This is a genomic window from Nostoc sp. UIC 10607 (genome assembly GCF_047228265.1).
Lineage (GTDB): Bacteria > Cyanobacteriota > Cyanobacteriia > Cyanobacteriales > Nostocaceae > Nostoc > Nostoc foliaceum_A.
The window spans coordinates 41,084-53,348 of sequence record NZ_JBIQNW010000011.1 but is presented as its reverse complement, the minus strand read 5'-3'; the positions used below and the strand labels follow the sequence as shown (position 1 = coordinate 53,348).

At 39.9% G+C, this 12,265-nt stretch carries 5 protein-coding genes; 3 read left to right on the top strand and 2 right to left on the bottom strand.

Annotation, left to right across the window (positions count from 1 at the left end):
- Positions 1–293 precede the first annotated feature (293 nt).
- On the top strand, positions 294–983 hold the full coding sequence (locus tag ACEYW6_RS12965; protein WP_412980008.1) for a phosphorylase: 690 nt from the start codon (positions 294–296) through the stop codon (positions 981–983).
- A gap of 83 nt (positions 984–1,066) precedes the next feature.
- Here the strand turns inward: ACEYW6_RS12965 and ACEYW6_RS12960 are convergent, their stop codons facing one another.
- Positions 1,067–6,745, bottom strand: coding sequence for an alpha-2-macroglobulin family protein (locus tag ACEYW6_RS12960; protein WP_412980089.1), 5,679 nt, complete (start codon positions 6,743–6,745; stop codon positions 1,067–1,069).
- A gap of 486 nt (positions 6,746–7,231) precedes the next feature.
- Between ACEYW6_RS12960 and pbpC the strand changes: the two genes are divergently transcribed.
- Positions 7,232–9,583: a penicillin-binding protein 1C gene (gene pbpC, locus ACEYW6_RS12955; RefSeq protein ID WP_412980007.1), complete on the top strand. Its 2,352-nt coding sequence runs from the start codon at positions 7,232–7,234 to the stop codon at positions 9,581–9,583.
- A gap of 89 nt (positions 9,584–9,672) precedes the next feature.
- On the opposite strand, the gene ACEYW6_RS12950 is transcribed toward pbpC, so the two are convergent.
- Positions 9,673–10,062 (bottom strand): agenet domain-containing protein, encoded by a 390-nt coding sequence (locus ACEYW6_RS12950; protein WP_412980006.1) that lies wholly within the window; start codon positions 10,060–10,062, stop codon positions 9,673–9,675.
- 719 nt (positions 10,063–10,781) lie between these two features.
- Between ACEYW6_RS12950 and ACEYW6_RS12945 the strand changes: the two genes are divergently transcribed.
- Complete coding sequence (locus tag ACEYW6_RS12945; protein WP_412980005.1) at positions 10,782–12,173, top strand: hypothetical protein; 1,392 nt, start codon at positions 10,782–10,784, stop codon at positions 12,171–12,173.
- The last annotated feature ends 92 nt before the right edge of the window (positions 12,174–12,265 follow it).

Sequence of the window (12,265 nt, the reverse complement as noted above, 5' to 3'; positions counted from 1 at the left end):
GGGTGACACAATTATTTAGTCATGCTACAGCAATCACCTTCGGTTTGCGAGTTTTAAGCACCAGAAAACGGCAATATTACTTATTGTTACTCAGATGTGGCAAAATTTTTAATACAGAATTGAACTTTAGAAATGAAACTTGGTTCTGTCGAGCATAAGGAATTATTCTGTCGGAGCTTTACAAACTGCGTAGGCGTAGCCCGTCGTAGACATCACTCTCCAAGGTACAGAAGAATTAAGCCACGCTCGCCTATTTATACCCAAACGCAAACTTGAAACTGTCGAGAGGGCTAGTGTCTAATTTTTTGCCCATCAACACAATTCTGGTGCCTCAGGGAGCAGAATATAAAGCTGTGTGTCGCGGATTAAGCGGCGTTACTGGTTCCATCCCAACAGTAGTAGCTATACCTGTTGGGATGAAGCCTTTACTCAAATACCTCCAACAATCCCAAGGAAATGGACAATTTCTGGCTCCAAAGTCCAGAGTGCTGATTATGGGTGTATGTGGCAGCTTGAGCGATCGCTATGCAGTTGGTGATATTGTGTTGTATCAAGATTGTGTTTATCAGGGGAAGCAGCAAGAATGCGAGCGCACTTTCACAGATCAATTGCACTCCTTAATACCAGATAAAATATCATTTGTCAAGTCATTGACAAGCGATCGCGTGATTTGGTCTGCTGCCGAAAAACGCCGTTTAGGTGAGACTTTGGCGGCTGATGTTGTTGATATGGAAGGATTTACCGCCCTAGAGTTTTTCAATGCAGCCGGGGTGGACGTAGCAATGCTGCGAGTAGTTAGTGACGATTGTCAGCACGATATCCCCGATCTCACACCAGCAATTAACTCTGATGGTTCCCTAAACCCTTTTCCTTTAGCGATGGGAATGCTTCGACAACCCCTTGCTGCTACTCGGTTGATTCGAGGTTCATTAACAGCATTAAAGGTGTTAGAAAAAGTTACAAATACGCTCTTTTCTGGCTAGAGGTTGAATTGACATTCCCCTGGCTGAATAAATTAACAGCTAAAACAAAACGTTACCGGAGGCTAAAGGCTCTAAAATAGCTTTCAATTCCCATTTTCCAGGATTAATGTAGACTCAGCGGTACGCCCAAATTCTTCTGGTGCATATTGCAGGTGAACTTCAGCACCAGGCCAAGAAAATGTACCAGGGGTGACAGAACGGACTAAGTAATGGAGGCTATAAACTCCTGGTTCCAGGTGGTCGGCGTAGGCTATAATGCGATCGCGGTAGATATTCCTAAAGCCAAGTTCCCAGCTATCGGCTTTTGCTTGTAATGCAGCTGTGGTAGTTTGAAAACTTGCATCCACCGCCTCAAAACCTGATGGTAGCGGATCTTTAATCACCAGATGATCCACAGGATGATCGGCGATGATTTCTAAACCAATATCAAACACTTGTCCAGAAGCTAAAGTCAAGGGTTTATCAAAAGCGTAAAGTCCTGTTTTTTGCAGAAATTTCCCTTCATTTAATTTGCTAATTTCTCGTGTTACCCGTAAACCGTTAAATCTGCCTGGTTGATTTCCCTGCAAGCGATAATTATAAGCAACCAGATAGTGTAAAGTGCCATTACCTGATTTTTGCAGCATTAAATCATGACGACCACGAGGTAATTTATCCATTGGCACATTTAGCTTTAAGCTAGGATTTTGATAGCCATTAAACCTATTTTCTCCTAACTTATTACCAGCTAATTGCACTGTGGCAACAAAATTAGGTGGTGTGGGTTGCAGTTGGCTATACTCTACCAAAGCTGTTAATGCTTGGGCATTATTATAGTTAGTTTGCCATGTGCCATTCCGTCGCAGTGCAATAAGACTTTGGAATAACTTATCTATCACTTCAGGTTTACTTTGTTTAGCAATAAATAATCGTAAAGCTTGCGCTTGCGCGGTGGTAGACGAACTCATCCATTCCCAACTACGGGGTAAACTTACAACTGCTGTGCGGCCAGTTTCATATATATTCTGTTGCAGCTTGTTCACTAATTGTTGAGATTCGTCTTGCCATTCTGGGAATTGAGATAAGTATCGCGCCAATTTAATTTGAGTTACTATATCAAAATTATTGCGCTGTTCATAAATATCTGTGAGGAAAGTATTGCGTTTTTCACCCAGTTCTGATAAAGCAATTAAAGCATTAAGTTGCAGTTGCCTTTTACATAGTATTTGCTTGCAAAACTCATACTCTCCAGGGTTCGCCAGAACTTTTTGCAGATAAGTTTTGAGGCGAGACAGGATTGCAGAATCGACTAAATTAGGGAACGTCTGACTGGCTTTTACCAAAGATTCACCCACATAGGAAGAAACCCAAGGGTCGGATTTTTCTTGTCCAGGAAAAGTAGCAAAACCACCATCGGCTATTTGAAGTTTTTGTAATTTTTCAATGGCTTGTTTCGCCTGTTGGCTAGGATTAAATTCTGCAAATGTCTGACCATATTTTTGGGCAATAGTTTGCAGATTGACAGCAATGATTAACTGACTTGCAGCAGGTTCTGTGAAAGGTAAATCATCATCTTCCAAAACCTGCTTTGCTGGTGCTTGAATCTCCGGTATTAAAGTACTCGCTAACTGAATATCTAAACCTCCCGCATCAGGGAAGGTATTTTTATCAACATTCAGGGGAATCTTCACCTGTTTTTCAGTGACACCAGTTTCAACGACTTGTTCGGTAATTTCCAGTGACTTAATTTCCAAAGGTACTTCAAAAGCATCTGCGGCTGTACCATTTAGCTGAGTCGTAAAGCGAACTTTACCAACTCCCACATTATCTGCCACCATTGGAAAGCGATAAGCATGAGTTGCAGATTCAGCTTTGGTTTGCAAAGCAGTAGCTGTGGGGTTTTTCTCAGCAAACTTCACAGTACCGCTAAGTTCGCCATTAATTGAGAGATTTCCTGTATTGCCAGTATTGTTAGTTACGGATAAACCAGCGAGGATGCGATCGCCTGGACGGGCAAACTGTGGCAAGATGGCATTAGTTAGGAGTGGTTTTGTGGTGATAAACGTCGCGTCCCCATTCCCAAAACGCAGATTTCCATCAGTGGCGACAGCCATCACCCGCCATGTAGTTAAGTTATCCGGGAGTTTAAAGGTTATTTGTGCATTACCGTTAGTATCAGTAAGAACAGAACCGTTGTAGTAAGCTAAGGCTTGAAAATCTGTACGAGTGCGAGTATTTGCTGCACCAGTTGAGAAACCACCGCCATAACCCCAACCTTTGGGTTTAGCTACATCTTGTGGTTGTAAAATTACATCTGGTCGATTATCGCTAAAGCGGGTAGATATTGGCTGTTCTGCATAAACTGTATCCACCAAATCTGGCGGACGATAGCCAGAAAGTTGTAACACAGCCTCATTTACCACCATGACTGTAAACTGTCCTTGGGTGGGATTTCCTTGATTGTCCTTTAATTCTAGTTGTACTGTTTCTTCTGCACCAGGTTCTAATGATGCTTGCACTGGCTTAACTTGCAGTTTTAAATACTTCTCCTCCAAGTTAACTTTAAAAGGTGTAAAACCAATTTTGACCAAGTTATCTAAACTTCCTGGTTCCACTTGGTTTATGGGTTTACCTTGTCTGACTAATACAGCTTCAATGGCTGCATTTGGCAGCATTTCTGGCGTAACTTGAAACTGAATTTGTGGTGCGCCTCCCTGAACTTTAGTAATCTGCTGATAAAGGGGTTTGTCTTTAATTACAGCAAAGTACAATTCTGCATCTGCATAGGGAGATTGAATTAGTGCAGTAGCCGTTTCACCCGGTTTGAACTCTTTTTTATCTAATTTAACTTCTAAGACATCTTGTTCTCTAGAACCCCAAAATACTGAATTTGCTCCAGTTGCCCAAATTTGTAAATCTGTGGCACTTAATTCGCTTCTAGCATCGCTAAAATTAACTCTAATCCTGTATGAACCAGATTCAGGCGCTGTTAAGTTTACCGATTGCAAATTGCTAGCAGATGTAATTTCTGCTTGTCCCACTGTTTTATATTCAACTTGATTTTTTGCGGTTCGGCTACCTTCCACCAACTGCGTAACGCTGCTGTATTTTATCTGTTGTAATTCCAGGCGCACCCGTTGACCTGTGATCGTTTTTCCTGTAGGGTCAGTAACAATCACTTCAATAGGAAAAGCCTTACCAGCATCAGCGATAAAATTACTTTTTAACCCGATAAGGCGATTACTTGGTAGGGCTGTAAAAGTTTTGGAATTCGCTACAGATAAATTAGAAACATCTGCAACTTGCACATCTACCCGGTAAGTCATCGGATATGGTAAATCATTAGCCACAGTTACCGTTTGGCTACTTTTACCATTAGTATCTAGCTGGGAATTAGTTTGCAATACATCGCTAGATATGGTAGGAGTTTCCTCCGGCCATAACCATTGCCGACCAAAAGCAAATTCCTCCCAACCTTTAGGGATAAAATTAGATTGTTGGCGAGTGACAAAATATTTTGCTTCTCCACCTTCTACAGGTGCACCAAACAAATAATTGCTTGTGGCATTAATATCAATTTTCTCGTCAATAAGAGCAAATTCGTTATCTAAGTTGAGTTCGACTTTAAAGTTGGGTGGCTTAAACTCAGCTACCCGAAATTCTCCAGAAATTTCTTGCCCATTCTTCCCCTTAGCCTGGATTGTATAGTAGCCTAAGCGCTGAGTAGTTTTGATTGGCAGTTCCAGAGAAAACGTACCAAATTCATTTGTAGTTTGCGTACCTAAGTTAGTCTTTTGTCCATCAGGATTTACCAGAGTTAATTGGTAAACAGCATTTTTATCTTGCTGGATTGTGCCATTTTGTAAGAAGTCAACAAAACCAGTAAACCAAGCTTTTTCGCCTGGTTGATACAACTGTCTATCTGAAAAAATGACCCCGCGTGATTCTGGCCTACCATCTTGCCAACCTGCATCAATGCCATATCCATAAACGCCGCTATATTCCTCAGTTCTGGTAAATGCCCAGTCTTGATTTTCACGGGCAATTACTAATAATTGTGGTGATTTACTATAACTTTCATTTCCAGAATAACATTGCTGTAATTCTTCACTATTAATTTTAAAAGTACCATTTTCATCAGTCTTACCCGTTGCACAAGGTACAGGTTCCGGGCGAGATTTTGCCTGTAATTTTGATTGATAAATTTCAATAGCGCTATTTTTAACTGGCGAACCATCTGTAAGATGATTGACGCGAATTAACCCTGACTCAGGAAACCATTGAGTAAATACGCCTAAATTTGTCAATTCAACCAAGCCATAAGTCGTAGGTTCACGCCACAGTTCTTTACCATTCTCCTGATATTTATTAGTGCGGGCTTGCATTCCGTAAGCTAACATTCCCGTAGCTGCACTTATTTTTTCCCGCAGAGGAACAGCAATGTCAACAGATTGATTTTTCTTCCCTGATACGTTAAAACTTTGCCAATTAGAAGGTTTTGGTAATAAATCATTACCATAATTAAAATAAACTAAATCTGTTGGTTGGACTACTCGATAAGCTGCTTTGTATTTTGATTCTGGTAGGTTTACCGTACTAATATTTAGCTGTAAATCTTTACCTGTGGGGAAAATATTTAAATCTGATGGTACCCAGATATCCCCAGCTAAATCTCCAGTATCATATTTAAGCGTGATAGGTTTACCCAAAGTTTGCCCAAACTTATCTTTGAGATTAGCACCGATAATAATTGTATAAGTCTTGGCGGGTTCTAGTGCATAAGGATTGATGCCAACAATTTTATCTTCATCGTTTACTTGCAGAATTCTCGAAATGTCTTTTGGTGCCGGATTAATTTTAATATTTTCTTTAGCAGAATCTGCCACTAAGATATTATTAAATTCTAACTGAGGACTGCCTTTAAGAAATCTTCCAAAAGTTCCACCTGCATCTGGCTGTCCGTAAAAGTTAATTTTCTGAAATGCTAAAGGCGAATAAGTTGCTAACTTACTGACAAATTCTTTCTCTGTAGGGAGATTGCCATAAGCAGGACGGATTCCGGGAGAAAATACTAGGCGATAAGGGGTTGCTTTTTCGAGATTTTGCTGTGGGATGAGGTTATAAATCCAATTGCGTGCTGAAGGATCAATTTTTTCTAAAGGATCTTCATTTTCTTCTAATGGTTTTTCTTCTTTATTTAATTCAACTTTAAAACCTATACCCTTATTTTTACCTTCAGGAATTAACTGTAAATGCTCTTGAACAGAAGCTAAATCTAATTCTACATTGGAAGTAAACTGTAAATTTTGTTTTAAATCAATTGGTTCAACATCAGCCTTTTCAATGGGATTAACACCGGGTAAATTAGTCAGTTTGATAGATGCGGTATTGAAAGTCCAAGGTAAATCTTTGTCTAGGCGATGATTTTTTAAATCGGCTAAACCCGCTTTGAGAGTAACTTGAAATCTTGTCGCTATTGGCAAGGCTTTCTCTGCTTGAAATCCCACCATGCGCGGTGTCAAAAAGCGAAATTGACCGGGTAAAGGCGGCCAAAGTGCAAATTTTTGCAATATTTTCTGCTGTTCTGGACTGTCTAGGCTTTCAACTGGTATTAAAGCTTCTTTAAAGCGAATGCGGATTTGGTTAAGAGGTTTCGCATCCCCAATAGGACTAATTTGTTCAATCCAGTCTGGTAATTTTGGCGGTGTGAGTGGGGAAACTGCTGGTAGTTGTTCTTGACTTGAGTTGATACCAAAAAAATTACATCCTGCCATCCCTAGCATAAATGTAAAGATGAGAAAATACTGGATTATTCTCTTCCGGCTTGAAGAATGACTAATTTTGTTTAACGTAGACGCTTCGGCTTGCCGCAGGCTACCACCAAATACACCAACTACACCAAGGAAGAAATTGATAATTTTATGGTGGAAACGGATTAAAATTTTGATAATCATATTTTTATTAATTTAAAATAAAAAAATATAGCAAACAAAAGTCTGTATCTCTTGTTGAGGGCACACTATCACTAGTGATTTATATCCAATGTTTGGATGTCTCGTATGTTTATTTACATAGATAACTAATCCAGTGTTATTGTTCCAAAAATGACTACAATTCTTAACGATGAAGAAGTATTTAACTTCTGCAAATATTAATTTATATCTGCTAGGTTATGACAAATGAATTATTAAGGATATGACATATTTACTGATGTAGATGTAATAGCATGGTCAAAATTAAGATAGGTTTTATTGGGCAGGGATTTCCTGATGAAAATAATTTCACGATCGCTAACCAAAATTAAGCATAGTAAAGTTATCCTAGCTGGGCTGCTAATATGCCTAGTGGTACGCTTGCTACCCTATTTTGCGCCCATTCGGGCCGCAGACATTGCCCAAAATCAGTTAGCAATGCAATTTAGCGATCGCAATGGTTTACCATTAGGAACATTGCTCACCCGTGACCAAGAGCACACATCAGTAGTACCACTAAATCAGGTTTCGCCCCAGTTTATCCATGCTATTTTAGCCGCCGAAGATGCTAGCTTTTACCATCACGGGGCGTTGGATATGAAGGCTGTTATCCGCGCCAGCAAAGAAGCCATCCACGCTAAAAGAATTGTTTCCGGTGCTTCCACAATTACTATGCAGTTGGCGCGGATGTTAGATCCCGTCCCGCGTACTCTGTCAGGTAAAATGCAAGAGATTTGGCTATCTTGGCGGTTAGTAGCAGGGATGAATAAAGATGAAATCCTCTCTGCATATATCAATCGGCTGCCAATGGGAGGGAATATATATGGTGTAGAAGCAGCTGCGCAGACTTATTTTTCCATCCCAGCTAGTGAGTTGAATCTTGCCCAAGCGAGTTTGTTAGCTGCTATTCCCAATAATCCCACATACTTTAACCCTTATCAGCATTGGGAACGGCTGAAGCAGCGGCAAAAATATGTCCTCAATCGGATGGTACAGGAAAAGTATATTAGCGGTGCGAACGCAGCCCGAACATCCGCCGAAAAGGTTGTGTTTCAGTCTAGCCAACGGGGAATTATCGCCGCGCCACACTTTTTATTTTGGTTAGCCAATCAGATTCCCCCAACCCCTCTTGATAAGGGGGGCTTAATCCTCCGGGGGGTTAGGGGGGATCAATCCGTTATCCGCACGACTATAAATCGTCCTTTACAGCAGTTTGTCGAAGCACAGGTGCAGCAGGTAATTTCTTCTCTGGCCGCCAATAATGTCCATGATGCATCTGCATTGGTGATTGACAACCACACCAGCGAAGTTTTGGCTTATGTCGGTTCACCTAATTATTTTAATGAAGCCAAACTGGGACGCAATGATGGAGTACAGGCGCTACGTCAACCAGGATCTACTCTCAAGCCTTTTGTATATGAATTAGCTTTAGAAAAAGGTTTAATTCGCCCAAATACTATTTTGGCAGATGTACCCGCCCATTACGCCATTCCCGGCGCAAAACTTTATAGCCCAACAGATTATACCGAAAGCTTCCTTGGCCCTGTGCGGGTGCGAATCGCTTTAGCAAATTCTTTAAATGTACCAGCAGTGCGGGTGTTAGAAAAGGTAGGTGTGCAGACTTTCCTCGAACGTTTGCATCAATTGGGCTTTGAACACCTTAATCAAACCCCAGAACATTACGGTTTAGGGTTAACTCTCGGTAGTGGCGAAGTTAGTTTATGGGAATTAGCTAGAGCTTATGTTACTATGGCGCGGCTCGGAGAAGCTACGCCGCTAGTAAGCACATTTTCCGATTCCCCAATCCAAAATCCTTCGACTGAGCGCTCACACCAAAGTCCTAAATCTAAAATTCCAAATTCGACGACAATATGGCAATTAATAACTAATATGCTCAGTGACAGCCATGCTCGTGCAACAGCATTTGGTGTAGACTCAGTGCTAAATTTACCTTTCCCGGTTGCTGTTAAAACTGGCACTTCTTCCAATTTTCGGGATACTTGGACGGTGGGCTTCACCACAGATTACACCGTCGCTACCTGGGTAGGCAATTTCAACGGCGAACCGATGCGACAAGTTTCAGGCGTTACGGGGGCTGCACCCTTGTGGAATCGAATTATGTTACATCTGCACGAACATCAAGAACCAGCAGGTTTTCCACCTCCAGAAGGTTTAGTGCAATTACCTATTTGTGCTATTTCGGGGTTACGCCCAACATCAGAATGTACCTCAGTGGTGCAGGAATATTTCTATCCAGAAGATAAGATTGCCTACCAAAGTCAAAATCAATTCACTTTGCCACCAGAGTATGATGAGTGGTTAGCAAAACAACAGCAATCGAGTCTTGTTTCTACCAATTTGAGAATTTTATCTCCGCATCATGGCGATTTATTCTTACTATATCCAGGTGAAGAAGCGAAGCAAAAACTCGAATTTAAGTTAGCGGGAAATAAATCTGCGCCTGTAGAGTGGTGGCTGAATGGTGAAAAGCTAAATACACAGTCAGCTAATTCTTTATTTTGGTATCTGCGTCCTGGTAAGTGGACTTTGGAAGCGAGAAGCGGTGAAATGAGCGACAAAGTAAGTTTTCAGGTAGAGTTAGCTACTATTAAACCCACACGTCGAGGTTTTTCTATTAGTAATTCTTAGGGAGGCAGCCAGATTAAATTATAAAAAATTTAAGGGACGACTCCTACAGGTGAAATCGTCCCTCCCAATTGATAAAAGTGAGATATTTCCTATCTGCTTACTCTGGAAGGTTCAACCCACTCATCCCAAGAGCTATCGTAGCCATCATAAGTAATTTTATAAAGATTGTTACTAACTTCTAAAACCTGCCCTTGATACCATTTTCCTTTCCACAGGATTCTAACTGAATCTCCAACTTTAAATAATGCCCGCAAGCGTGCAGCGCTAACCCATTCATTCCAGGAACTATCATAACCATCGTAAGTAATATAGCAATTATCATCATTAACCTTAAGTACCGTTGCCGGATACCATGCTTCCTCCCAAAGAACCTCAGCCTTTTGTCCCACAGAACAGGGTGAGGCAGCAAAAGCACTGGGGATTAATGTTCCTACCCAGGTTGCCATAAAGATGGCACCAAACAATACTTTGTTTTTCATCGTTTTTTCTATCCTCAAACAGTAAAACTGAATTTTGATTATGATTTCTGAAATCTAATTCAAAATTTGCAATTAGCTATTACTATTTTTATGGAATTAAATTAGCGATCACCTCAGCATAAATTATGATTTTTTACCGCTAATTATGAAGATACTGCCGAAAGATAACGCATTTAAAATTAACAGTAGTTATCGACTTTACTTAATTGAAAGGGTAAGATAAATTCTCAATGAAGAAACATTTAATATTTATGAAATGTAGATGTATAGAGGCAGCAGCTTGCCGCAGATTACCGCAAAGTACGCAAAAAAAGAGATCAGTAAAGGAATTACTTCTTAAATGCAACTTTCGATAAAATTTATACAAGAACTTTGAATCACCTCTTTGAGAAATAGAGATATTAAGGGATGCCTACACAACTTGGTATTTTTATGATACACTTGTACTATAAAATAATATCCGGTGAGTATTCAAAGCGAAGTTTACCAGGCGATGCCCAAAGTTTGTAGTAAATGAACGCCATAGTAGCTAGTTAGTGAATGCAATCATGAAGACACAATATTTGTGTGATATAAGCAAAATTTAACATTTTGGCATCAACTTATTGTGTGTTTTTCTTTCAATTTCACATGGTTGTAATAGCTTATTTTGAAAGAGTAATAAACCTCAGTAACCGTGGATTTAAAAGATTCTTGATCTTTGTATGGAAGGTAGCAATATGACGAATAATAAAATTTCTCTGGTAGAACTAATCCAAATTTTTGCACAATACCGCAAAAATATTATCGTCAATATCAAACACCTACAAGAACATTATCAAAGGACAGGTATCAAGCGCATCCAAGGTGTTAGAAACGAAAATGGAGAACTGCTTCAGCCTTGGTTGCGGACAGAAAATATAGATAATGCTGAGTATGTTGGTATGGGAGAGTTTCAGTTTAATCGGAATACTGCTACTATCAATATGCTTATCAAACGTAAAGTCAAACTTGCCAAATTTGAAGACCAAACCCCCACTATTGAGGTAGCAGGTTTGCTAGTAAATGACCTTAATAGCTTTAATAATTACACGATTGTCAGTGACGGCAAAATAAACGTCAAGTCCTTACAAGTCAAAATCAGCAGTAAAAAAGCCTTTGACTCACTCAAAGAAAAAGGTGTGTTAGATGCAGAAGAATTTGACTTCCGTGCTGAATATACCTTTCAGTTAGATAACTTGCCGCTTGTAGCTGCTAATAGTCGTTACAGCAGCATTGATGGACTATTCAATGAACTCGCAGAAATTAAAGTACTTACTAGTATTATTTCTGCTCACTTGAAAAAGGAGTCAGATGTATTTGTAGCAGGACAGTTAGAGGAGTTTAAAAAGCACTATCTGTCCAAAAATGTTTACATCAACTTCCCTACAACTAATGAATACACAGACATCCATGAAGCTCTAGTTAATGGTACCCTTGACTCAAGATTGAGCTATAAAATTGATATCGGTAGTCAAGATATTCTTAACCTGAGTAAGTTTCATTCTGCTAACAAGTTTTTGAATAGAATGTATCGCTTTTATGACAAAGAAACTGGAGAAATTATCATTAAGCCGAGTTTTGCGATCGCACTGAATGAGAATCTTGCTTTTAGGCACAGGCGGCTATCATTACGCACCAAAATTACGAAAGTTGACGAGTTTATGAAACCAATTTTTGATGATTTTCTTGGGCTTGAGCAAAATGGTATAGTCGTAGGTATTCTTAAGAAAGTTGGTGCTGATAGTTTGGCGCAGTTATTGCAGGATAAACAAGCTGGTAAGCAGATCAGTAAAGAGGAGATGGTTGTAGCTTTAACGGCAGCAAATAACAATCTAGAACAATATGTAGAAAATATTTACCAAGATAAGATATCTCCTTTGGTATTTTACATTGGTTGTACTGGAGTATTGCCAAAACAAATGGGAGCAAAAGCCATGACTGCTGAAGAAGCTGCTGCTAAATACCCAAATTTACAATTTTCTAAAGATGAGCAAGAAGGTAATTTTTTTGCAGTTGGTGATAGTATTATCAGCATTTATGCCAAGACTGAATATTATAGCAAAAAGGTGGCTATCCTAAATCATTCGTGATCGACAAGACCCCCCAATACTGCTCGGTTAAGGTTTTTTGATGAAAATTCGAGAGCACAAAGACAGACGCGATAAATCATCACAAAGACGCG

Coding starts and splice junctions, on each gene's coding strand:
- pbpC (WP_412980007.1), top strand. CDS start 7,232: ATGAAAATAATTTCACGATCGCTAACCAAAATTAAGCATAGTAAAGTT.
- ACEYW6_RS12960 (WP_412980089.1), bottom strand. CDS start 6,745: ATGCTAGGGATGGCAGGATGTAATTTTTTTGGTATCAACTCAAGTCAA.
- ACEYW6_RS12950 (WP_412980006.1), bottom strand. CDS start 10,062: ATGAAAAACAAAGTATTGTTTGGTGCCATCTTTATGGCAACCTGGGTA.
- ACEYW6_RS12945 (WP_412980005.1), top strand. CDS start 10,782: ATGACGAATAATAAAATTTCTCTGGTAGAACTAATCCAAATTTTTGCA.